General features: G+C 42.1%; 16 protein-coding genes, 1 tRNA gene and 1 pseudogene. 7 read left to right on the forward strand and 11 right to left on the reverse strand.

Going from position 1 to position 24,256, the window contains the following annotated elements; all coding sequences use genetic code 11:
• The first annotated feature begins 150 nt into the window (after positions 1-150).
• The 3 genes and pseudogenes from FTV28_RS11685 to FTV28_RS11695 form a co-directional block, all read left to right on the forward strand.
• Entirely contained in the window at positions 151-378 is a 228-nt protein-coding gene (locus tag FTV28_RS11685) for a hypothetical protein (RefSeq protein WP_004970172.1), read from the forward strand.
• Positions 379-584: 206 nt separating this feature from the next.
• Positions 585-660, forward strand: a tRNA-Thr gene (locus FTV28_RS11690).
• A gap of 363 nt (positions 661-1,023) precedes the next feature.
• Positions 1,024-1,281 (forward strand): annotated as a pseudogene (locus tag FTV28_RS11695) (PAAR domain-containing protein); the annotation flags it as partial.
• Positions 1,282-1,351: 70 nt separating this feature from the next.
• Here FTV28_RS11695 and FTV28_RS11700 read toward each other — a convergent pair.
• From FTV28_RS11700 to FTV28_RS11730, 7 genes are all read right to left on the reverse strand, one after another.
• The gene (locus FTV28_RS11700; RefSeq protein ID WP_154321174.1) at positions 1,352-2,182 is read right to left on the reverse strand and encodes a cyclopropane-fatty-acyl-phospholipid synthase family protein; all 831 of its coding nucleotides are present in this window, start codon (positions 2,180-2,182) and stop codon (positions 1,352-1,354) included.
• A gap of 297 nt (positions 2,183-2,479) precedes the next feature.
• Positions 2,480-3,787 carry an FAD-dependent oxidoreductase gene (locus FTV28_RS11705; protein ID WP_179990544.1) on the reverse strand — a complete coding sequence of 436 codons (1,308 nt, stop codon included), beginning with the start codon at positions 3,785-3,787 and terminating at the stop codon, positions 2,480-2,482.
• 423 nt (positions 3,788-4,210) lie between these two features.
• The gene (locus FTV28_RS11710) at positions 4,211-5,095 is read right to left on the reverse strand and encodes a pirin family protein (protein WP_154321175.1); all 885 of its coding nucleotides are present in this window, start codon (positions 5,093-5,095) and stop codon (positions 4,211-4,213) included.
• A gap of 196 nt (positions 5,096-5,291) precedes the next feature.
• Positions 5,292-5,855 carry an alkyl hydroperoxide reductase subunit C gene (ahpC, locus tag FTV28_RS11715; protein WP_004970191.1) on the reverse strand — a complete coding sequence of 188 codons (564 nt, stop codon included), beginning with the start codon at positions 5,853-5,855 and terminating at the stop codon, positions 5,292-5,294.
• A 250-nt stretch (positions 5,856-6,105) separates the two neighbouring features.
• Positions 6,106-6,681: a single-stranded DNA-binding protein gene (gene ssb, locus FTV28_RS11720; protein WP_096902231.1), complete on the reverse strand. Its 576-nt coding sequence runs from the start codon at positions 6,679-6,681 to the stop codon at positions 6,106-6,108.
• Positions 6,682-6,732: 51 nt separating this feature from the next.
• Entirely contained in the window at positions 6,733-8,097 is a 1,365-nt protein-coding gene (locus FTV28_RS11725; RefSeq protein ID WP_136144259.1) for an MFS transporter, read from the reverse strand.
• A gap of 215 nt (positions 8,098-8,312) precedes the next feature.
• Positions 8,313-9,398 carry a DUF475 domain-containing protein gene (locus FTV28_RS11730; protein WP_004970195.1) on the reverse strand — a complete coding sequence of 362 codons (1,086 nt, stop codon included), beginning with the start codon at positions 9,396-9,398 and terminating at the stop codon, positions 8,313-8,315.
• Positions 9,399-9,702: 304 nt separating this feature from the next.
• On the opposite strand from FTV28_RS11730, the gene tenA reads away from it, so the two are divergent.
• Positions 9,703-10,377, forward strand: a complete 675-nt coding sequence (tenA, locus tag FTV28_RS11735) for a thiaminase II (RefSeq protein WP_179990546.1) — start codon at positions 9,703-9,705, stop codon at positions 10,375-10,377.
• Between the two features lie 149 nt (positions 10,378-10,526).
• On the forward strand, positions 10,527-13,361 hold the full coding sequence (gene uvrA, locus FTV28_RS11740; RefSeq protein ID WP_179990548.1) for an excinuclease ABC subunit UvrA: 2,835 nt from the start codon (positions 10,527-10,529) through the stop codon (positions 13,359-13,361).
• A gap of 124 nt (positions 13,362-13,485) precedes the next feature.
• Here uvrA and FTV28_RS11745 read toward each other — a convergent pair whose 3' ends face one another.
• Positions 13,486-15,186, reverse strand: coding sequence for a GGDEF domain-containing protein (locus FTV28_RS11745; protein ID WP_179990569.1), 1,701 nt, complete (start codon positions 15,184-15,186; stop codon positions 13,486-13,488).
• Positions 15,187-16,311: 1,125 nt separating this feature from the next.
• Here FTV28_RS11745 and omp33-36 point away from each other — a divergent pair.
• Positions 16,312-17,250, forward strand: a complete 939-nt coding sequence (gene omp33-36 / locus FTV28_RS11750) for a porin Omp33-36 (protein ID WP_257222843.1) — start codon at positions 16,312-16,314, stop codon at positions 17,248-17,250.
• A gap of 89 nt (positions 17,251-17,339) precedes the next feature.
• Here omp33-36 and FTV28_RS11755 read toward each other — a convergent pair whose 3' ends face one another.
• The 3 genes from FTV28_RS11755 to FTV28_RS11765 form a co-directional block, all read right to left on the reverse strand.
• A complete protein-coding gene (locus FTV28_RS11755) occupies positions 17,340-18,038 on the reverse strand; it encodes an ion channel (protein WP_179990552.1) in 699 nt (232 codons plus the stop codon).
• A 210-nt stretch (positions 18,039-18,248) separates the two neighbouring features.
• On the reverse strand, positions 18,249-19,958 hold the full coding sequence (locus tag FTV28_RS11760; RefSeq protein ID WP_179990554.1) for a cation acetate symporter: 1,710 nt from the start codon (positions 19,956-19,958) through the stop codon (positions 18,249-18,251).
• Position 19,959: 1 nt separating this feature from the next.
• Positions 19,960-20,292 (reverse strand): DUF485 domain-containing protein, encoded by a 333-nt coding sequence (locus FTV28_RS11765; protein WP_167845675.1) that lies wholly within the window; start codon positions 20,290-20,292, stop codon positions 19,960-19,962.
• A 185-nt stretch (positions 20,293-20,477) separates the two neighbouring features.
• Between FTV28_RS11765 and FTV28_RS11770 the strand changes: the two genes are divergently transcribed.
• On the forward strand, positions 20,478-23,969 hold the full coding sequence (locus FTV28_RS11770) for a PAS domain-containing hybrid sensor histidine kinase/response regulator (RefSeq protein WP_004970213.1): 3,492 nt from the start codon (positions 20,478-20,480) through the stop codon (positions 23,967-23,969).
• The last annotated feature ends 287 nt before the right edge of the window (positions 23,970-24,256 follow it).

Here is a 24,256-nt window from a genome sequence, read left to right on the forward strand (position 1 = left end):
AACTGTAAAGCGTATATTGCAAGAACGGACTGACCGCTACAAGTCGGAACTGACCGACTCAGGCTCTAGTTACACGCTTGGCAACAAGACATTAACAGAGTGCGAATTAGTCCTTGACTATGTTTGACTACATTTTAAGGAACAGCGAACATGAATAACAGCCAAAATTATGTCAAACAAATTAAAAATGCTAAACGTGGAGGATACACGCCTACCATCGCCAAAGACATCAACAAACATAAGATTCAAAAAGCCATTCGCCTAATTGAACAATGGAGAACGCTCGCAAATGAACTCAAACCACAAATGCAACTTGATATGGCCTTTACCTTAGAAGAATGTGCACAGGATTTAGATCGTATCTTAAGAAATAAATAATCGCTTTTTCACACCTCATTTCAGGTTGTTTTCTTCAATGAGCCCACCCGCTGGGCTCATTTCCTACAAAATCTTCTGTGTGATTTCCTCGTTTGTAACGCGCCAAAACCCTGCATACAAAATCTGCAAAAAATCTATGCCATGCATTAAACGGTTACTTTTTGGCTTGCGCACACGTAAAAATTCTGTAAAATTCTCTACACAACGCCGGCATAGCTCAGTTGGTAGAGCAACTGACTTGTAATCAGTAGGTCCACAGTTCGAATCCGTGTGCCGGCACCATATTAAACCTCATAAATTAAAAATTTATGAGGTTTTTTGTTTTTATAAACGTATATTTTTATCTTACTCATGCTGCCCGAATCTCCAATTTATTCAGGGCGTCTATCTATCTGCAAAACTTTAACCGCAATACGGGATTGTGATTTTTAGCTTGTTAAATGTATTTTATACTTTAGAATGCAATACACATATTTCAGAGCTTATTTTTATATTGATGGTCTATTTTGTTGATGTTTCATCCATATAGACTGACATTTAAAAATATTTTTGTGAATTAAAATAAAAATTTAAAATTATAAGTCTTAGAAAATTTAGTATAAAAAACAATGCTTCTCTAAAGTTTTCTAGTTTAAGGAATACCTCATGGCTCAAAGCTTTGCAACGCATCATTCCATGACCAATCATGGTGGAATCATCCTTGCCAATCAAATGCGTGTTTCTCAAATGGGAAATTTATTTTTAGTGGCGGGTAATGGACATTTCTGCCCTAAGTGCCAGCGTTGGTCCACAATTATAAAAAGTCACGATCATATTCTTTTTGATGACAAAGCCGTGGGTTATGTCGGGGATCAATTGACGTGTGGCGCAAAAATTTTACCGAAACAGTTTCATGTGGTGGGTGGGATTTAAAGCCAATTATGAACATCCAAACACCGAAAAACTTCATTATCTAGCAGCTGATTACGATAGATTAAGCTTTTTCCGCACTCACCTGCACATATTTAATCCAGCCATCCGCATAGAGCTTGGCACATAAACGTGCGGTCATGGCAATTTTAAACCAGTCTGTATCTCGCGTTTGTACTCGATGCTTGAGATGCTGATTCACATAGTCAGCAAAACCCGCCAAAACTTGTGCCGACAAATCTTCCACCTGAATCTGTTTAAATTCAAACTGTTCTAAAACCGCTCGAAGCTGACTTTCAGACATCAGATCTTTAAAATTGACAGCGGCAGATTTTAATAAGGCACGATATTGCAGCTGTTTGAACGCATGCGTTGGCGCTTGTTCTGCCCAAATTAAATAATGAAAGCCCAAACGTCCATTTGAATTCAAAACCGCACTGACCTGACTTAAAAATGAATTCAAATGACTGTGATATGCTGCATCGATACAGAACACCACATCAAAACGTGGTTGTGGAAAAAGTGCTTTTAAATTTAAAAATGAAGCAGCGTGAATTTTAATATTTGAATTTAAATGTTGTCGAATCGACTGCACATGATGATCTTGTAGCTCAACAGCTTCAAGTCGTTGTATTTGATAGTGTTCCAACCAATATTTAAGACTGGCACCTTGCCCACAGCCTAAATCCAGTACAACATCTTTTGAATTTAAATGCACTGCTGCGGCCAAATGCGCTGCTAAATTTTGACATGCAGCGGGATAATCAGATCCCACTGCATCTGACCAATAACCTAAATTGCTCCACGGCAGTGCGGAAGTATCTCCCAAATATGCCGCTTGAATGGCATATTTATGTTTTGGAAAATGCTGTCGTATCGCCTGTTGCCATTTCATACTGACTCAGTCTAATTCAAAAAAGAGGGGCTGTTGATAATTCATCTATGTTTGCGACAACGCATATTTTTTAGCTGATATAAGGCATGAGGCAGGAAATTTAGTCATTCTAAATGACTGACTCATAACGCAATAGCAGCAAAAAATATGCTTGTCCTGAAAGGCTGTGGCTAAAACTTTCTCAGATTGCGTTATGAAACTTGGCAATAGTCTCGCTATTCCCTGCGTTTCATGCCTGATCTGCTCAGTTTTAGCCTACAGCACAAACCATTTATGAAATATCAACAGACCCTAAACTTAATAACCTAATTGTGGCGCAACCTCAACTTGTGGTTTCAAATCAATAAACGGTAATGGTGCACCAAAAATTTCTGCAATATGCATGGCTGAGGTCACTGCAGATTCTAAAATAGGCAAACCATCGCACGACCATGAACCACAGAAGAACACTTTACGATTGTCTTGATGATGCCGTTGCTGCAATTCTTTGTTTAATGCCACCGTCTTTGAATCCACTACAGCGCGGGTTAAAGTTACCGTTGAAATGATCTTTTTCGGATCAATTGGTGTGACTGGACGCCATGTTTGGAACACTGGAGATTTGCCGACCAACGTTGGTTCAATCGAGTTAAGCCATACCGTAAATTGCTGACGGGTAAATTTACGATCCATCATATAACTTAAAACTGACCAGTCTTTACGTTTTGGCGGCATCACCGTTTGATCGGTGTGAATCACCAAATCACCCTGCTCGAATTTGAATTGTTTAAGCAATTCAATATCTTCAGAAAATTGTTCATTATCTAGGAAGTCTTGAACTTTCGTGGTTGGCGTTGCAATTACCACACGGTCAAATGTTTGCGACTGACCCTCAGAATTTTCAACAATTACACCATCTTCTTGTTGATGAACACGAGTAATCGCTGCACCACTTTGAATATTAATACCTTCAATCAACTTATCAACCAATGCAGGCGTGCCACCTTGTAAACGCAATAATGCATCACCATCAGTCAATTGGCGTAAAAATACCAACAATGGTTTTGCTGGCCATTCACCAATGGTTTTAGGGTCACAAGTACAAATGGTGTAAAGCACTGGCATCACTGCACCATGCCAAAACACTTCTTCAATTTCGTTACGGTTGATAAATTCCGCAAGGGTAATGTCTTGGTTTTTAGATTTGAAAAATTTAGCGATGGCTGTTTTTAACTGCAACATGCCTTTTACCAAACGCCAGCCGTATTGTTGTATGCCTTTACGGTTGTTAATGATTGGGAAATTACCAATACGGGTACGGCTTGTGGTCAGCCAAGTTTCGGTACGATCTTCAAATAACCAACTGCACGCCATATAAGTACGCACAGGATAAGTTTTAATGCCTAAATGTGTGGCCAAGCTGAGGGTGTTTTTCCACAAATGTGGGTTCATGACCCGTAACGGCGCATCAATTAAACCATCCTCAAATTCGATGCTATGACTGTCCATTCCACGACCAGGCAGCGCCTCAAAAATTGTAATGTTATGCCCTGCATCTTTAAGAATTCTTGCGGTAGCCAGTCCAGCCATACCACTACCGATCACTGCGATATCCAAACCGATCATCCATCTTTTTACATACTTTATGAAATTATGAACCATGCCTAAGGAAAATGAGCTATTAAAAACTACCAGATTGTGTACTTTTCACAGAGAAACAACACAAAGTACATTGGCAATATGATTACATTTTTTAACAATCAGAAAGTGCTTAAATAAGCCTTAGAATTTATTCATATTATTTCTTTAATACTATAAATAGTGTTCTAAACCATGTAGATAAATTCACCAATTTTATAATTTTCGTTTTACAAATAAATCTCTAAACGCTATGATACCAAGCACAAAAATGATAGCTACATCACATATAATTATCATAAGGAATATGATCAATCCGCTAAAACTAGAAATTTGACAGCGCCAGAACAACAAAAGCCTCGGTCGGGACATCGACATGAGGCTTTTTTCTTGGCTAAGATTTTTTAAAGCTTAACCCGCTTGATGTTGAATCGGAATTTCACCAAACTTGCCTTGATTAAAATCTTCAAAAGCTTGAATGATTTCCTGCTTGGTATTCATGACAAATGGACCATAGCCTTGAATAGGTTCATTTAATGGCTTGCCTGTCAGCACTAAAAATTGCGTATCTTGCAGTGCTTCAAGCTGAATTAACGCTTCGCCATCTTGAGCAAATAACACCACTGAGTGATCTTGCACAAGTTGACTGCCATTGACCCGCACTTCACCTGCCAACACCACCAATAAAGTATTGTGATCTACCGGCACATGCAGCGCTTGGGTCTGTGCAGCTTTCAATTGTCCATCCCAAACATTGACAGGGCTAAAGGTGCTGGCAGGCCCAGATTGCTCTGCGTACTGACCTGCAATAATGCGTAAATGCCCCGCCTGATTTTCAAACTCAATTTTCGGAATATTTTGAGATTCAATGGCTTGATAACGTGGCGATGTCATTTTGTCTGCGGCAGGCAAATTCACCCAAAGCTGCACCATTTCAAACAATCCGCCTTGTGCTGCATAGTCTTTGGAGTGAAATTCCTCATGCACCACACCCGCACCTGCTGTCATCCACTGCACATCGCCTGTTTTGATGGTGCCACCACCACCTGCCGAATCTTTATGCGTCACTTCGCCCCGATAGGCAAGCGTCACCGTTTCAAAACCGCGATGTGGATGCGAACCAACACCATGTTGTGCGGTAGTCGCATCAAAATGATACGGCGCTGCATAATCCAAGAGTAAAAATGGACTGATCGCCTGCCCTAAACGGTCATAAGAAAATAGATTTTTGACTGGAAAACCATCGCCCACCCAATGCATGTTTTGGTTGCGATATAAACCGATTATTTTTTTCATGTGTTACACCTATTGCTAGGAGAATAGATGTTTTGATCTTAATCGCTCATCGCACCACAACCTAGTGCAAATTTGGCATACAGCATTGCAAGAATGGAATAATCTTGCTGAAACTTATACATTGTTAAACAAATCATGAGCATAAAAAATCCAGAAGCGAGGTTCTGGATTTTTAAAATTGAGTGCGATGATTCGATTAGATTTTACCCACCAAATCAATAGATGGTGCTAGGGTTGCATCGCCTTCTTTCCACTTGGCAGGGCAAACTTCGCTAGGGTGTGCATGCACATATTGCGCTGCTTTTACTTTACGCAACAACTCTTGCGCGTCACGACCAATACCGCCTGCATTGATTTCTACAATTTGGATTTTACCTTCAGGGTCAATCACGAAAGTACCACGATCTGCCAAACCTTCTGCTTCAATCAGCACCTCAAAGTTTTTAGACAATGTCCAAGTTGGGTCGCCAATCATTGGATATTGAATCTTTTTAATTTCTTCTGAGGTGTCGTGCCATGCTTTATGGGTAAAGTGTGTGTCTGTAGATACTGAGTAAATTTCCACACCCATTTTTTGGAATTCAGCATATTGATCGGCTAAATCGGCAAGTTCAGTTGGGCAAACAAAGGTGAAATCTGCAGGGTAGAAAAACACCACTGACCATTTACCAATAAAGTCTTGCTCAGATACGTCAATAAATTGACCATTGTGGTAAGCGGTTGCGTTAAATGCTTTGACTTGGGTATTGATTAAACTCATGGATGACTCCTCAATTCGTTTCGGGGATTGCTTATCTTGTGTAGCTAGAATACGAAAATCGAAAGAATCGGTAAAACAGTGTTTTTTTATAAAAATAATCGGATTTATGAATTATAAATCCTATCATAGTTTGAAATTTAATCGAGAAAATAGATATTTGCTAAATATCTGCATAAAAAACCCTTTGTCGAAACAAAGGGTTTGGATGATGATTTTCCATTTTGAATCAAATGGCTATCTCTAGTATGTCTTAGAACGGCAAATCATCATCTAAATCTGCAGGTGCGGTTGCAGGCGCAGCTTGTGGCTTCGGTGCAAAACCACTTGGGTTATTGTTGGCATAGCCACCACCCTGATTTTGGTTAAAACCGCCTTGATTTTGATTCGCATAACCTGTGGCTGGAGCTTGGTTCTGATTGCCATAACCGCCTTGGTTATTGTTAAAACGTGGTTGAGCAAAGCCACCATCTTGCTGGTCAGATTGTCCACGGTTAGCAGAGTCGAGCATTTGCATTTGATCGCCACGAATTTCAGTGGTGTAACGCTCTTGACCATTTTGGTCTGTCCACTGACGCGTACGCAATGAACCTTCAATATATACTTTAGAACCTTTGCGTAAATATTGCTGTGCAATCTCGCCTAAACGGTTATGTAAAACAATGCGATGCCACTCTGTTTGCTCTTTACGCTCACCTGTGTTTTTGTCTGTCCAGACATCACTGGTTGCGATAGAAAATTGAGTGAGAGAACCACCATTTGGGAAAGTTTTTGTTTCAGGATCACGACCTAAAGTACCCACTAAAATGACTTTATTTACACCACGCATTAGACGTTTTCTTCCTATTTGTTTCTATTATTTACTTTATAAGAGTTATGCTTAAATGGCTACCTCTTTCCCAAACAAGTGCGTTAATTGTTGTCGCGCAGCATCATCAATTTGCTGTTTATCCACTTTCACATAAGCCACTTGCTGGTCAGACATCACCACGACCTCTTCAATACCACGAATTGCCAAAAGTTGAGAAGTCCATTCATCTGTTTCTCGGTTCTCAGGCAAACGCAACACCAAAGACGAAAGATAGCGCGGCTGCGCCAATCCAAAACTAACGAATAGCCAAATTATAGCAATCGCGGTCAAAATACTCCAACCGATTGCGGTGTGGTTGAGCATCAATAATTGTCCGCCAATCATCCCACCAAAGAATGCACCCAAAAACTGACTGCTGGCATTTACACCCATCGCGGTGGCTTTAGATTGAATTGGTGCAGCCTTTGACAACCACGAAGGTAATAAGGCTTCCATAACGTTAAAGGCAATAAAGAATAAACCCAAACCCAATAAAAGGATGTATTTCGATTCAAACCCGAAAATCAGCACCAACAGCCCTAAAATAATACCTGCAATCGCGGTCAGGAAAATGCCACGCATTTTGCGATATTTTTCTGCCAAAACAATGCTTGGAAATGCCACGAACAGACTGACCAACAACAATGGCAAATACACCCAACCATGATGCTGCAAAGGAATATCGGCAAATTGGATTAATTGCGAAGGCACATAAATAAACATGGCAGTCAGCAATAAATGTAGGGTAAATACCGATACATGCAGACGGTTTAAATCGCCCATTTTCAGGACTTGCTTTAACTGAGTGATATAGCCTTGCTGAAAATTACGATGATGACGCGTGACTTTAGGCACCAATAACAACATGAGAATCGCTGCTAGTCCCATCACTGTGGTGACCCAAAATAACCCTGAAATACCAACCCAGCCCGTAAGCCATGGCCCTAAACTAAAGGCCACCACAAAGGACATACCGATACTCATCCCCATCACCGCCATGGCTTTCATGCGGTTTTCTTCGCGGGTCACATCGGCCAGTAATGCCATCACCACGGCAGATACTGCGCCACCACCTGCAATGGCACGACCAATAATCACGCCATAAATGGTGTCAGACATGGCTGCAATTGCACCACCCAAAGCAAACAGTAATAAGCCAAAAACCACCAATGGCTTACGGCTATAACGGTCTGCAATTAAGCTAAACGGAATTTGTAAAATGGCTTGGGTGAGTCCATAAACACCAACGGCAAGACCAATCAGTGCAGGAGTTGAGTATTGATATGACTGCCCTGCTACTGAAAATACAGGAATAATCATGAACAGACCCAACATGCGCAATGCAAAAATACTGCTTAAAGCAAAGGTCGAGCGGCGTTCTAAGGCATTCATCATATCAATCGACTAAAACTAAATAATTTTGAATTTGCAGATATCCTACAACATTCAGCTTAAGGATGCTGATTTTTCCCGATGTTTATTCAACAGACCCTACTTTTTCAATAAAAAAGGGCGCAACGTTGTGCACCCAAATTTATATTTTATACAGTCTTCATCACCGTATTGCTCTGTGATTTCGCGGCAATACAGCAACGGGCATCACCATAGCATTAACCCGCTTTTGCCTGACGTTTTTTAAATTGAATAGATGCAATCACCGCCCAAACAATAAAGGCAACACCAATTAAACCTGTCACCACTTCTGGCACATGCAAGCCTGTACCGCTGGCAATCATAATAAAGGCCAACGCACCAATCGCATAGTGCGCACCGTGTTCAAGGTAAATATAGGCATCCAACGTGCCTTTTTCGACTAAATAAATCGTCATCGAACGCACGAAAATTGCACCAATCGCCAAGCCTAACATGATGATCACCACATCAGAGGTGATTGCAAATGCACCAATGACACCATCAAAACTGAACGAGGCATCTAGCACTTCCAGATATAAAAAGCCCCCAATACCCGCTTTCACCACGCCTGTCGGTACGCCATTTTCGTCATGACGCACAGCATTGCCCTGTTCATCGACCTCTGGTTCACCGCCCAACATGTGACTCAGCACTTGTACGCCAATATAAATCACGATGCCCCAAATACCCGCCATCGTCACCACAAGGCGCTTATCTTCCACCACATTGGCCGCCATGATTAACAAAGTCACTAAGGCCAAAAATACCGACATGGCAGGCACGCTTGCCAGATTGCTCAAACGACGCTCAAACCATCTAAACCAGTGCGTGTCTTTTTCATCATCCAAGAAAAAGTTTAGGAAAACCATCAACAAGAATGCGCCACCAAAAGCAGCAATTTCAGGGTGATGTGCCATCAGTTTAGCCGAATATTGCTTCGGATCATTCAATGCCAGTTGCACCACTTCCATCATGCCCATATCAGCAGTGACCGCCACAATGACCACAGGGAAAATTAAACGCATACCAAAAACTGCAATGATAATCCCCACGGTTAAAAACAGCATTTTCCAGAAATGATCCCAACCGCGCAGCACTGACGCATTCACCACCGCGTTATCAAACGACAACGACACTTCCATAATCGCCAAAATTGCGGTAATGGTTAGTGCGGTAAGCATGGTTTGCACACCTGCTTCTGGGCCATGGGTATAGCCCCAGTATGCAGATAGCGCAAGACACACAATCGAAAATACGATTGAGAAACCAAAATGTTTCATCATGAGAAACGACCTATCACTATATTTTGATCTGAACTTTTCATCTGCCGAATCTGTACCATCAACGCAAAGTACAGTTTTGATTAAGCTTTAACAGATACAAAAATTCTGAAAATTGAATTGCCCGAATTTTAAATCGGACAAAAACTGAGAATGTAAAATTTTATGCTGCAATTATGACGCTTTTTCCTCAACTTCGGCAAAATTCTTCGTATGATTTTTGGTTTCCCGATCAGATACCGTGAAAACCGTGTTTTTCATTCCCAAACTGCTATAGTGAAATGCAACGACATATTAGGAATTTAGGATGCGCTTTTCTCAAGACGCTTGGCAACGTAACCTTGCCCTTTATCACAAGACGCTCGCTTTACCATTTAATCAGGAGTTGGCACAAGGCACCTTAAGTACAGCTGCTTTTGCACATTATGTGATTCAAGATTCACATTACTTAATTGCCTACGGGCGTGCACTGGCAGTCTGTGCGGCTAAAGCTTTTGATGCAGATGATATTATTCAGTTCGCAGATGCCGCCAAAATCGCAATTGTGGTGGAACGTACCTTACATGACAGCTTTATGCAGGAGTTTGATATTTCCAAACAGGAATTTGAAAGTACTCCGCTGACCCTTGCCTGTCATCACTACACTTCTTATTTAGTCGCAACCGCATGGTCAGAAAGCTATCCTGTGGTATTGGCATCACTACTGCCATGTTTCTGGATTTATGCCGAAGTTGGTAAAGATATCGTCAATAATTCTGCACCGAATAATCCGTATCAGGCATGGGTCGATACCTATTCGGGCGAGGAATTCCACACCGCAGTCAATAATGTGATTCAAACCATAGACCGTGTTGCTGCGCGCTGTGATGCCGACACCCTTGAAAAAATGCATCAAGCCTATACCAAAGCGGCAGAACTGGAATGGCTATTCTGGGACAGTGCTTACCATCAGCGTCAATGGCTAGGCTTAGACCAAGTTTAAACCTCAGCTGCTTTAAGTGCGCACTGTATTGGCGTTTCTCTATACAGTGCGACAGCTCATGACCGATAAAGCGTGAAAAATAACACTTGAACAATTTTCATGCGCTATCATATATAAGTTTTTCATTTGTAGAATTTCGAGAATTTTTTATGAGCCAAAGTCATATCCGTATTCGAGGTGCACGTACCCATAACCTAAAAAACGTGAACCTTGATATTCCACGCGATAAATTTGTGGTGATTACGGGCTTATCTGGTTCAGGAAAATCCTCACTGGCGTTTGATACCCTATATGCCGAAGGGCAACGTCGCTATGTCGAATCACTTTCTGCCTACGCACGCCAGTTCTTATCACAAATGGAAAAACCTGAAGTCGATTCAATTGAAGGCCTAAGCCCTGCAATTGCGATTGAGCAAAAATCGACAAGTCATAACCCACGCTCAACGGTGGGTACCATTACCGAAATTTACGACTATTTGCGTTTACTGTATGCCCGTGTCGGTACACCGTACTGCCCTGAACATGACTTGCCGATGGTGGCACAAACCGTATCAGAAATGGTTGATGCGGTAAAAGGACTGGAAGAAGGCACTGCTTTGATGCTGCTTGCACCAGTGATTCGTGAGCGTAAAGGCGAATATGTGCATCTGTTTGAACAGCTACAAAGTCAGGGTTTTGTACGTGCCCGAGTGGATGGCGAAGTCATGGACATAGACCCACCGCCTGAACTCGACAAAAAGAAAAAACACACGATTGAGGTAGTGGTAGACCGCTTTAAAGTCCGAGATGATTTGGGTAACCGTATTGCCGAAAGCTTTGAAACGGCACTGCGTTTAGGTGGCGATCTGGCCATTTTATCGTGGATGAATGCCGAACAGCCTGATCGTATTTTTTCAGCCAAACATTCATGTCCAAAATGTGATCGTGCCGTTGCTGAACTTGAGCCACGTTTGTTCTCGTTTAATAATCCGTTTGGCGCCTGCCAAACCTGTGATGGTTTGGGGACACGTAGCCATTTCAGCGCAGAAAAACTAATTCCAAACCCTGAACTTTCAATCAGTCAGGGTGCAATTCGCGGTTGGGACAGACAGCGTCCGTATTATTACAGCATGCTAGAAAAAGTCGCAGCACATTATGAACTTTCATTAGAAACTGCGTGGAATCAGCTTGACAGCACTACCCAGAAGAAATTTCTGTACGGTACAGGCAAAGACAAAATTGACCTGAGCTATACTGATGAACGTGGACGCCACCATAAACGTGTGATTGCGTTTGAAGGCGTGTTACCGCATTTAGAACGTCGTTACCGTGAAACCGAAAGTAATTATGTACGTGATGATTTGGCGCAGTATTTATCTAATGCTGCCTGTGATGCCTGCGGTGGTTCACGTTTAAATGAAATCTCTCGTAATGTCCGCGTGAAAGACAAAACCATTGCTCAAATTACCCAAATGTCGATTGGCGATGCCGAAGACTACTATCAAGGCTTAAATCTTGAAGGGGCTAAAGGTGAAGTCGCAGATAAAATCTTTAAAGAAATTCGTGAACGTCTGCACTTTTTAGTGTCGGTGGGTTTGAATTATTTAAGTCTGTCACGCTCCGCCGAAACTCTTTCAGGCGGTGAAGCACAACGTATCCGCTTGGCATCTCAAATTGGTGCGGGGCTTATGGGCGTGATGTATGTGCTAGATGAACCTTCAATTGGCTTGCACCAGCGTGACAATGATCGCCTGTTGGAAACCCTGATTCGTTTACGTGACTTGGGTAACACGGTGTTGGTGGTAGAACACGATGAAGATGCGATTCGCGCTGCCGACCATATTATTGATATTGGCCCAGGTGCAGGTGTGCATGGTGGACATATTATTGCCGAAGGCACCTATGCAGAACTGGCCGAACATGCAGACTCCCTAACAGGGCAGTATTTATCGGGCAAATTAAAAATTGAAGTGCCGAAAACGCGCACCCAACCGCCACATCCCGAACAACAAATTAAGCTAATGGGCGCAGCAGGACATAACCTGAAAAAAGTGGATCTCACTTTGCCTTTAGGGGTAATGACTTGTGTCACAGGCGTGTCGGGTTCAGGAAAATCCACCCTAATTAACCGTACTTTGTTGCCTTTGGCTGCAACACAATTAAATGGCGCAACTACATTAACCGCAGAAAAATTCGACTCGATTGATGGTTTGCAATATTTAGATAAAGTGGTGGATATTGACCAAAGCCCGATTGGGCGAACGCCACGCTCGAACCCCGCGACCTATACAGGCTTGTTCACTCCAATTCGTGAGCTGTTTGCGCAAACCCCTGAAGCTAAAGCACGTGGCTATGCAGCAGGACGCTTCTCCTTTAACGTTAAAGGTGGACGCTGCGAAGCTTGTGAGGGTGATGGCATGATTAAAGTTGCCATGCACTTCTTGCCAGATATGTACGTGCCTTGCGATGCCTGTCATGGTAAACGCTATAACCGCGAAACTTTGGAAGTCAGTTATAAAGGTCGCAATATTTCTGATGTTTTGGAAATGACCGTTGAAGATGCCATGCATTTCTTTGATGCCATTCCTGTGATTCATCGTCGGTTGGAAACGTTAAATCAGGTTGGCTTGGGTTATATCCGCCTTGGTCAATCAGCTACAACTTTATCTGGCGGTGAAGCACAGCGCGTAAAACTGGCGCGTGAACTGGCCAAACGAGATACAGGCAAAACCCTGTATGTACTGGATGAACCGACCACTGGTTTGCATTTCCATGACATTGCCAAATTGCTCGACATCCTGCATGAGCTACGCAACAAGGGTAATACCATTGTGGTGATTGAACACAACCTAGATGTGATTAAAACTGCAGACTGGATTGTCGATTTAGGCCCTGAAGGTGGTGCAGGCGGTGGACAAATCATTGCCGAAGGCACACCTGAAACTGTCGCAAAATCTAAAATTTCACATACGGCAAAATTCTTAAAACCGATGTTAAAAGGCTAAAATAGATTATTTCAGTTTTTAAGCCCATTCAAGTTTAAATACAGATTCAGCACAAACTTGTGCTGAATCTTTCACTCTAGGCTTTTTATCACTTCGGAAATGCTCGTGGATCAATTACTGTGACTTAGTCACCAGCAACGGCATTGCGCCCACGTGCTTTGGCTCTAAATAATTGTTTATCGGCTTTTTCCAACAATCTGCTCCATGACGCAGCACCCACCGCCACGCCAGCACTGACCGACACTTGAATATAATCATTCAGTTCTGGAATAAAAATTTCTTGATTCACAATATGGCAGCGCAATTTATCTGCCAAATACAGCGCCTCAGTAAATTCTATTTGCTCAATCAAAACCAAAAACTCATCGCCACCATAACGCACCACCAAGTCTGAGGCACGGACATGCGCTTTGAGAGTATCGGCAATACATTTTAAAGCTTGGTCACCTACCACATGCCCGAAGGTATCGTTAATGTGTTTGAATTTATCCACATCCATAATAATCAGACCAGTTTTGCTCAATTTTTCAGGTCGATGTTCTAAATATTTGATGTATTCCTCAAGCGCCAAACGGTTGGAAACACCAGTTAAGGCATCGGTATTGGCAATATTACGCAGCTGAAATTCTAAAATATCGCGTTGCTCTAGGCGTTGTTTTAGTTTTTGAATAGCCTCAAAGAGCGTTACCTTGTCTGGATTTTGCGTACCTTGAGCTTCATCTTCATAAGCTGCCAAACGTAAAATTTGACTGCGCGCCTGAATTAAGGGAATAAAGACCTTCGAACGCGCATAGACCATAGTGAAAATCGCAGCCAATAACGAAATAATTGACACCACTAGCGTTAAAATAAAAGTACGCTGAGCCTGATGATAATCTTTGTGTGCAACCTGCAAACTGTGCGCTAATATAAATGACTGCAAACTGACCACAGTGTTGAATTTATCCACAATTTTTTGAGTGAGTTCAGTACCTGTCAATGAATAAGGTTGTCCATGAATACTTTGCTGAATCAATTGATTAACGATAGGAATTCCCTCATCCAAAAACTCCTTTTTTAATTGATTATGCAAAATATTATATTCAGGAATTTTATGTGCTTCAGGCAAAATGGTATGGATTAAATCCCACAAATAATAAGCTTGGCGTTGGGTTTGCAAAGAGCTCGCCAAATTGGTTTCAGGAATTTTTTCAGCAAACGTTACCGCGGCAATAATATTGGATGCCACCCTTCCCGCTTGATCACGCAAATCTGAAAGAACAAAAATCACACTATAATAGGTCGATACCGATGAGTCTTTTGCCACTGAATCGAGCATGACGTGTTTCAGCACATGCTGAGAACTGTCCCATGCCGCAAACATTTTTTGAATCGCATGATCCATCTGTTGAGAGCTACGCAAATGCTGTGGAGTTGCTGCATATTCATCGACCGCCTGACGCCCTTGTTCTAAAGCGGTCTTTAATTGATGCGATAAATGATGCGCATGGATAATAAAACCTTCTTTTCTTAAAATATTGATGGTCTGTTCTACTTGTTGATCCACGCCAGCACGGTACGCTTTCAATTCTTGTAAATTTTGCTGAAATTCAGCTGCTGAACTCGACATGACTTTATTCGCAGGCGCTCGTTCACGCGAAATACTATTGGTCAGTTCAGCCACTTTGCCTAATACGGAAATTTCAATTAAAGCACGTTTTGTTTTTTGATAACTCTGATAACTATTCACCATCAGAGGAACGCAAATAAAAAGCAATGACACGATAATAATGATCATCGAGATCAACAGTCGCTGACTGATATGCTCTGTGCGCAATTTCATCATCATGCTAAGTTTCACCTACGTCATTATAACTGTGCAAAATCGTGGACTTGATCACTTAATCGGCGATTATATTACATGAGCAATCTTTAAATTACTTACAAAAAAGATAATTAATTCACTTATATTTTGAATTATTTAGTTTTTATCACCAAATCATAATAGCTAAATTGGATCTGATATTTTAAACCTGTCTAACTAGAGCATCTTATTCAAGAAAACGTCCAAAACCATACCCTGTGCCGATTTTCTTAAAACAACAAATACAAAAAATAATGTTTCAGCATGCAGAAAATATTTTACAGATGCAACATTTGGGTGCATAATGCACCTCATTAGGGCGAGTTTAGTTTTTCCTCAGCAGTAAACTAAATTTACCCGCAAATTTTGGCGAAAAATCCCAGTTTTTGAAAGAAAACTGGGATTTTTTTATGGGTTTTGATCATATCACACCCTCAAACTGCACCATATCAGTGCAATTTTCGCAAAACCATTTGCGTTTTCACATGCAAAAAAAAACCCAACCTTGGGGAAAGTTGGGCAGATAAAAAGCAAACAATTATGGAGAATCAGATCGCACTACTGGATGAACCAAGCTTAGGATTTGATGGTTAAATTATGAGATAAGTCACATAATTTACAAACCCGACTTAAGTAGTAGGACTTCATGGTGGAATTATGAAATAAATCACAGTTTATGTCAAGCCTAGTCAACCAGTCTGATTTATTTTTATACAAATATTAAAATTTAATGTGACTAAACTCACATTAATTCAAATATTCCACTCAAATTCAGTCTAAACAAGCCTTCTTTATTGCTTGTTTTTTACCCAAATATCATGATTTCACCCTAAAACAGGTGAATTTTTCCGTTATTCTTCACATTCCAAGAATTATTATTAAAGATAATTTCAATAAAAATGATCGATTAATCCAATTAATGCTTTGCTTATTATTTCTACTTTTGTTGCAAAAACGAACATATCGACTTGTTATCCATACAGTTTTTAGGTTGACAGCAAAAATTTTATTTGAATATTTTTTAAACAACAAAGTCAATTGGACTTAATTCTTAAATAAAGTCCTTTTAGTTCATTGACTTAATAATTTGTTACACTAAAATGATCAATGTTTCATCCATTTTTAACAAAACTGGTAACTATCATGAAAAAACTCGGTTTAGCCACTGCATTATTATTAGCCATGACCGGTGCTCAAGCGTACCAATTCGAAGTTCAAGGTCAATCTGAATACATCGACAATACAGTAAATGATAAGAATTTCACTGGTGCTGTTCAAGGTACTTACTACTTCAAAAATGTTGATGCGACTAAAGGTCCATTGGCTGAAGCTGCGTTCTTAAACCAAGCGTCTAACTTCTCTTTAGCATACAACTATGGTGAATACGATGTAGATGCTGACGAAGCAGATTTCGTATCTCATGTTTATGGTGCTAAAGCTGAAGCGTATATTCCAACTCAATTGGTTCCTGTTTATGCAAGTGCAGCATATAGCCACACCATCACAGATGGTAAAGGCGGTCAAGATAATGACAATGGCGACCGTTATGCCTTAGAACTTGGTGCAGTAGTAGCGCCTAACTTCTTAGTTGCTGTAGGTTATACAAGCGTTGCAGACCAAACTTCTTATGATGCTTTCAACATCCTTTCTAATGGTGTTGCTAAAGCAGCGCTTGAGTCAGGCACAATTGCTGAAGACCAAGATGCAATCACTGCACGTACAAAATACGTAGGTGCAATTGACGGCACCAATATGGCTGTTGGTTTTGAAGCAGGTCTAGTTTACGGTGAAAGCACTGCTTATAACTTAAAAACTGATCTTTATTTAACACCAGCACTTAGCGTTGGTGCGTCATACATGGAGTCAAGCTACAACGATTCTCCAAATAAAGCTTGGGGCGCGAACGTAAACTACTTCATCACTCCTGCGGTTTCAGTAGGTGCAAGCTATGTAAATGCAAACTTCGAAGCAGCTAAAGCAGCAGAAGAAGACGCTGATGTACTTGACACTCAAACTGTTGGTGTAAACGCTAAATTCCGTTTCTAATTTCACATTAGATACCGAAGTTAAAAAGACGCTCATCTGAGCGTCTTTTTTTATGCCTGAAATATGTCATGAAAAATTTGCACGCTGTTTTACTCAGCCGAATCATCATGGTGATGATGTGGTAAGTGGCGAATGTACTGCAATGCGATTAAACGTGACACGATCAATGCCAAATACATCACGCCACAGAACATTTGCAACATGGCAATCACCCGTGCTTCTGGGCTGATCGGTATAAGATCAGATAAGCCTGTCGCAGACTGCAAACTAAAACTTAAAAATAGTAAATCTAGCCAACTTTGCAAACCTACAGCATTTGGGTTCTGAAAACTTTGCGGAATCAGAATCTGGCAAATGCTATATAAAAAGGCAAAACCCCAAGCGATTAAGGTAAACACCGCTGCAGCAGCAAACAGCTCATCTTTAGTTAAATAACGATCATGGAACATATAGCGCAATAAGCCATAGGCTGCACTAAAATAGGCTGCAGCTTCACAAGCATGACTCATCACCAAAATAAGAGGATGCCGCACACCTAGTAAAATAAAGAATGAAAAGAACAAAGCCGCATAAACAAAACTGAGCCCCAAAACACTCAACATTGGCGCTTGTCGAATCACTTTAGCAATCAATAACAAGACCAGTACGCCGACCATCCATGTTATGACTTTATAGGGCATGTTGTGATGTGCAAAAAGTGAGAGCAGCAAAATCACAAATTGTAAGAACAACAGCCATGCCGAAGGTAATATCCGAAAACCTTTCCATACATTTTGTAGTGCTTGCATACGCCTCGGCTGCCTTTTTATTGTTTTGATTTCTAACATAACATGCTGCCAGATCACTGCATGCATGGACTCTGTATCAAAATTGCATATATAAAACCTCTCTCTATGCTTTAGATGAAATAGCCCTCCTAGATGCTAGATAGATCATCCACAAAATTTCAGCCATAAAAAAAGTCCCATTGCTGGGACTTTTTTGAGGTGTTTCAGACCTTAGTGGTCAGATGCACCAGAGATACCAATACCAGTTTGTGAGCGTACGAACTGTGCATCGAATGCTTTACGTTCAGCTTGTGCTTGCGCAGAGTTGTCAGTGATAGAGAACAACCAGCAGCAGAAGAATGAAAGTGGCATTGCAAAGATCGCAGGACCATTGAATGGGTTGATTGGTGTGTCAGAAATTTGAAGCGTATCTACCCAAACTGCTTTAGACAATACAATCAAGGTTACTGCTGAAGCTAAGCCTGCTACACCACCAATCACTGCACCGCGAGTCGTTAAGCCTCTCCAGTACATAGATAGTACAAGTACTGGGAAGTTTGCACATGCTGCTACAGAGAATGCTAAACCTACCATGAACGCAACGTTTTGTTTCTCGAAAAGAATACCCAAGATCATTGCGAAGATTGCTAAGCCTAAAGTTGCAATTTTAGACATGCGAAGTTCAGATTCAGGAGTCGTTTGACCTTTCTTGAATACGTTAGCGTATAAGTCGTGAGAGATTGCTGAAGCACCAGACAATGTCAAACCAGCTACAACCGCAAGAATTGTTGCGAATGCTACCGCTGAAATGAAGCCCATGAACAAGTCACCGCCAACTGCGTCAGACAAGTGCACCGCAGCCATGTTGTTACCACCAACAAGTTCTAACTTGCCAGTAACTGCCATTTTCGCAACATCAAGGAATTGTGGGTTGTTGGATACATAAAGGATCGCACCAAAACCAATGATGAACGTTAATAGGTAGAAGTAACCAATGAAACCTGTAGCAACTACAACTGATTTACGCGCTTCTTTCGCGTCTTTTACTGTGAAGAAACGCATCAAGATGTGTGGTAAACCTGCAGTACCGAACATTAACGCAAGACCAAGTGAGATTGCATCAATTGGGTTAGATGCTAATTTACCAGGACCCATAATGTTTGCAGCATCTGCCAAGCTCAAGTCATGTACTTTAGAGAAAACTTGGATCGATTGCTCGAACATGTTAGTGAAGCTGAAGCCCACACCTTTCATTACCATGAAGGCCATGAAAGTTGCACCTGAAAGTAACATCACCGCTTTGATGATCTGTACCCAAGTTGTTGCCAACATACCACCGAACATTACGTAAGCCATCATGAGTAGACCCACGATCACTACAGCAAGGTTGTAGTTCAAACCGAAGAGAAGTTTGATTAACTGACCCGCACCTACCATTTGTGCAATCAGGTAGAATGCAACTACGACAAGCGAACTGAATGCTGCAAGGGTACGTACTGGCTTTTCAGATAAACGGAACGAGACCACGTCAGAAAGGTTATATTTCCCTAAGTTACGTAAACGTTCAGCAATCAAGAACAATACGATTGGCCAGCCCACCATGAAGCCCAGTGAGTATAGCAAGCCGTCAAAGCCTGACATAAACACCATTGCGGAAATACCCAGGAACGACGCTGCTGACATATAGTCACCTGCAATCGCGAGACCATTTTGGAAACCTGAAATACCACCACCTGCGGTGTAGAAGTCCTTAGTGCTTGTGGTTTGCTTCGCTGCCCATTTAGTAATGAACAAAGTTGCGCCCACGAAAATCAAGAACATAATAATTGCAGGCCAGTTGGTTGGCTGCTGTTCTGCTGCACCTAAATCTGGTCCTGCAAATGCCATACCTGACATTAATACAGTAGACGCAGCCAGTGCTTTCAATGAATTCCATTTCATCTTAGTGCGTTCCTTTCTCATGTGTAATTGCTTCAACTTCACGCATCGCTTCTTCGTTCAATTGGTCAAGTTTGCCATTCGCAATTGATGAATAAACAGCACACAAAATGAAAGATAAAACGATAATGCTCAGACCTAATGGAATACCCCAAGTCGTCACACCGCCAGAAATTGAACTCAATAAGAATTCTTTGTTATAGCCCACTAAAAGCATGAAACCTACGTACACAAACAACATGATTGCTGTTAATGTCCAACTTAGGTTACTTTTTCTGCGAACCATTTCTTTGAATTTTGGGTTTTGTAGAATGCGTTCTACTTGTACCTCATCCATAACCTGCTCCTTCAAGCGCCCTGCCTTAGGCGCAAATTTTTAATTCGAATTATTTCGAACTTAAAATTAACAATGTTGGAGCCGATTTGCAATTTAGACTTTGGTCGCTAAAAAAATGATCAACCTCAGCGCAAAGGCAATGGAATAGGCTATCATAGCCCTATTGTCGATACTTTTAAGGCATCATGAACAGCTGGCTCATTATGGGGGTTTTAGCCCTCTATATCGCATTACTTTTTATCTGTGCTTTCTATGGGGAAAAACACGCCAGTCGTTTAAGCACGCGTGGGCGCATGCTCATGTTCAGCTTAACTTTAGGGGTGTACTGTTCATCATGGACTTTTTATGGTGCAACGGGCGCAGCCGTTCGTGAAGGGATCATTTTTTTACCCATTTATTTAGGGCCATTGCTGTTTGTCGCTGTTGGTTATGATATTTGGCGACGTTTAGGTCGAGTGCGACAACACCACGCCATTTCATCGATTGCTGACTTTGTTGCTGCACGTTACGGTAAAAGCGGGCCATTGGCATCACTGGTCACAATTTTGGCGGTGATTGCAATTATTCCCTATTTGGCTTTGCAATTACGCGCAATTGCGCTGAGTGCCGCAGTGATTTTGGATCAAAGCACCAATGTTGAAAGTACCACCAATGCGGTGTTATTCCTGACAGGTTTATTGGCTATTTTGGCGATGCTGTTTGGTACTCGACAAATTGCCAATACCGAACAACACGGCGGCTTAATGCTTGCGGTTGCCTTTGAGTCCTTTGTCAAACTATTTGCCTTGCTGGCTGTGGCCTTCTTCTTTGTATTTGAAGCGCCTGACAATATTCATCAAATTGCCAATGATGTTTCAATTACCTTCCATGAAGTACAGCTATTTGGCGTACCTGAAACCTTTTGGGTGCAAACCTTATTGGCGGCATTAGCAATTATTTGCTTGCCACGTCAGTTCCACGTTGCCGTGGTCGAACTGCGCGATGAAAAACATATTCGTGGCGCGCGTCGCTGGTTTGCCGTTTATCTGATTTTAACCACCATCGCGATTGTTCCAATTGCCAGTTGGGCTTTGCACGCAGCTCCGCAATATTTAGCCATCCCAGATGTAGCGGTTTTGTCTTTGCCACTCAGTTATAACCAAGACTGGTTGACGCTGTTGGCGTTCTTGGGAGGATTCTCCGCCTCAACAGGTATGCTATTGGTATCTTCAGTAGCACTGTCGATCATGCTGAGTAATGACCTGATCATGCCTGCCTTGTGGCGCATGGGCATTTTCTCACGCCATGACAAGCGCTTGCCTTTGGTACTGAAATTCACCCGACGCATTTGTATTTTAGCGGTAATGCTACTCGGCTTCCTGTTCTTCAACTTCTTTAACGATATTGATCAACTTTCTGTGTTTGGCTTGTTGGCCTTTAGTGCAGTGGCGCAGTTCTCCCCTGCCCTGATTGGTGGTTTGTATTGGCGCGGTGGCAGTAAACAGGGCGTTTATGCAGGCTTAATTGTTGGATTTGCGATGTGGGCCTATACCCTGCTACTTCCGACTATTTTACGCAGCCTGCCAAGTCAGTTCAGCGAGTTTACCCGTGAATTTTTATTGCTGGGACCTTTAGGCATCAACTGGTTACGCCCTGAAGCCTTGCTTGGCTTTGAATCTTTTGCCCCGCTCACACATGGGGTGGTTTGGGCGCTCGGTTTAAATATTTTGTTATATGTTTGGGTGTCACGTATTTTCCGCCCAAGTGTGGCAGAACAGATTCAGGCCGAAAGTTTCTTTTATTATGAAACCAAGCCTTTGCCAACTCAGAACATGAGCAACGAGGTCAGCTATTCACATCAGGATGTAGCGCGTTTAAAAGTAGGCGATTTAATCACACTGGCAAAACGCATTACAGGCGAATCTCCAACCCGACAAGCCTTTGAGCAGTTTAGTCAGCAAAATAATGTGGTGCTGAATGAAAATGCCAATGCCAACGGCATGTGGTGGCGTTTTACCGAACAATATTTGGCAGGCACCATTGGTGCAGCATCTGCGCGTACTTTGCTCACCACTGCCATGGTCAATAACGGACTCGCTTTAGGGCAAGTTGCGAATATTCTTGACCAAGCCTCACAATGGCAACGCTTTAACCAAAACCTAATCATGACCATGATTGACCACATGACCCAAGGCGTGAGTGTGGTAGATGAAAATATGTGTTTGGTAGCATGGAATAATCAATATCTCAAACTATTTGATTATCCTAAAGATATTGTCTATGTCGGGTGCCCAATTGCCGATTTGATTCGCTATAACGCAGAACGTGGTGAATGTGGTCCGGGCTCAATTGAAGAACACGTGCGTAAACGTATTCACTGGATGAAAATGGGCAGTGCACACGAGTTTGAACGCATCCGTAAAGATGGTCGTGTAATTCAAATGCGTGGTAATCCAATTGAAGGCGGTGGTTTCGTGACCACCTTTGCCGATATTACCGCTTTCCGTGAAAACGAAGCCGTACTTGAAGCACGGGTACAAGATCGCACACAACAATTGGCCGATGCTTTGGCAGAACAGCAATTGGCACGTGAACAAGCCGACAAAGCCAATATGTCCAAAAGCCGCTTTATTGCCGCTGCCAGTCATGACTTATTACAGCCAATGCATGCAGCGCGCTTATTCAGTACGGCTTTAGAGCAAAGTATTCAGTCCGATGAAGACCGTAAAACCCTACAACAACTGGATCGTGCCCTGCATGGTGCAGAAAGTATGCTCTCGGCCTTGTTGGATATTGCCCGTTTGGAAGGCGGTACGATTCAGCCGAAACGTCAGGCTTATCCACTGCATGACTTACTCAGCGATTTAAGCCTGCAATTTAAATCCATTGCGGCACAACGTGGCATTGAATTCCGTGTGCATGACGTACAGTTCTGGATTGATACCGACCCACAATGGATTCGTCGTATTATTCAAAACTTTGTCAGCAATGCGCTGCGCTATACCGCCAAAGGGCGTGTGGTCGTGGGCGTGTTACGTTCTGCAGAACATCCACAACATATTAGAATTGGGGTGTGGGATACAGGTCCGGGTATTGCCGAAGAACAACGTATTAAACTGTTTCAGGAATTTGAGCGTTGCGGACATACGTCGCCTTGGGGTGAGCAAGGTCTAGGTCTTGGGTTAGCGATTGTGCAGCGTATGACCAGTTTGCTGAACTACCCTGTGCATGTCTATTCGGAATTGGGCAAAGGCTCGTGCTTTATGATTGAAGTGCCGATTGTCGAAGCTCCAAAAGTAGTGGCTGCACCTGTGCAAGTGGTGCCGTTGAAAACCAAAGCCTATAAAATTTTGTGTTTAGACAATGATGAAACCATTTTGGAAGGCATGGCGACCCTGCTGAGTAAATGGGGCTATCACGTATTTAAAGCCACCGAACCTGAACAAGCAATTGAGTTGATTCAACGTGAGCACATTCAAGTTTGGTTGGTCGATCAGCACTTAAATGACGATAAAATCGGTTTAGATTTTATTCTGGAACATCGTCAAGCCGATGTACCTGTGGCGTTAATTACTGCTGACTCTGATCCAGAACTACCGCAACGCTTAAAAGAACTCAACATCGTCTTGCTGAAAAAACCATTAAAACCAGCATCGCTACGTTCTTGGTTATCGGGTCTGAAAATTTCGGAGACTTGATTCACATACCTAACTTTGGCTAATTTGGGGCGCTCATCCCACAGAGATAAAGCTGAGATGAACGCACCGACCTTGTTACATTTTCTGGTTTGGTTACATTTGTTAGTCTGATGACCAAGCTTCACTTTACATAGCGAAATATGGCTACAATGAAAATCCAACACATTTGCTGTCAATATTGACAGCGATTGACCTGATGCAGCACACCAATTGACCAAACTTTTCAAAAACACTGCCTTTTGATGCGCTACAATTCACATTAAATATCATGGTCAGATTCGCTATGG

This window comes from Acinetobacter sp. YH12252 (assembly GCF_013417365.1).
Lineage (GTDB): Bacteria > Pseudomonadota > Gammaproteobacteria > Pseudomonadales > Moraxellaceae > Acinetobacter > Acinetobacter towneri.

What these genes read in the sequence shown, in the direction of transcription:
- FTV28_RS11685 (WP_004970172.1), top strand. Translation starts at nt 151, where the DNA reads ATGAATAACAGCCAAAATTATGTCAAACAAATTAAAAATGCTAAACGT.
- FTV28_RS11700 (WP_154321174.1), bottom strand. Translation starts at nt 2,182, where the DNA reads ATGAAATGGCAACAGGCGATACGACAGCATTTTCCAAAACATAAATAT.
- FTV28_RS11705 (WP_179990544.1), bottom strand. Translation starts at nt 3,787, where the DNA reads ATGATCGGTTTGGATATCGCAGTGATCGGTAGTGGTATGGCTGGACTG.
- FTV28_RS11710 (WP_154321175.1), bottom strand. Translation starts at nt 5,095, where the DNA reads ATGAAAAAAATAATCGGTTTATATCGCAACCAAAACATGCATTGGGTG.
- ahpC (WP_004970191.1), bottom strand. Translation starts at nt 5,855, where the DNA reads ATGAGTTTAATCAATACCCAAGTCAAAGCATTTAACGCAACCGCTTAC.
- ssb (WP_096902231.1), bottom strand. Translation starts at nt 6,681, where the DNA reads ATGCGTGGTGTAAATAAAGTCATTTTAGTGGGTACTTTAGGTCGTGAT.
- FTV28_RS11725 (WP_136144259.1), bottom strand. Translation starts at nt 8,097, where the DNA reads ATGATGAATGCCTTAGAACGCCGCTCGACCTTTGCTTTAAGCAGTATT.
- FTV28_RS11730 (WP_004970195.1), bottom strand. Translation starts at nt 9,398, where the DNA reads ATGATGAAACATTTTGGTTTCTCAATCGTATTTTCGATTGTGTGTCTT.
- tenA (WP_179990546.1), top strand. Translation starts at nt 9,703, where the DNA reads ATGCGCTTTTCTCAAGACGCTTGGCAACGTAACCTTGCCCTTTATCAC.
- uvrA (WP_179990548.1), top strand. Translation starts at nt 10,527, where the DNA reads ATGAGCCAAAGTCATATCCGTATTCGAGGTGCACGTACCCATAACCTA.
- FTV28_RS11745 (WP_179990569.1), bottom strand. Translation starts at nt 15,186, where the DNA reads ATGATGAAATTGCGCACAGAGCATATCAGTCAGCGACTGTTGATCTCG.
- omp33-36 (WP_257222843.1), top strand. Translation starts at nt 16,312, where the DNA reads ATGTTTCATCCATTTTTAACAAAACTGGTAACTATCATGAAAAAACTC.
- FTV28_RS11755 (WP_179990552.1), bottom strand. Translation starts at nt 18,038, where the DNA reads ATGCAAGCACTACAAAATGTATGGAAAGGTTTTCGGATATTACCTTCG.
- FTV28_RS11760 (WP_179990554.1), bottom strand. Translation starts at nt 19,958, where the DNA reads ATGAAATGGAATTCATTGAAAGCACTGGCTGCGTCTACTGTATTAATG.
- FTV28_RS11765 (WP_167845675.1), bottom strand. Translation starts at nt 20,292, where the DNA reads ATGGATGAGGTACAAGTAGAACGCATTCTACAAAACCCAAAATTCAAA.
- FTV28_RS11770 (WP_004970213.1), top strand. Translation starts at nt 20,478, where the DNA reads ATGAACAGCTGGCTCATTATGGGGGTTTTAGCCCTCTATATCGCATTA.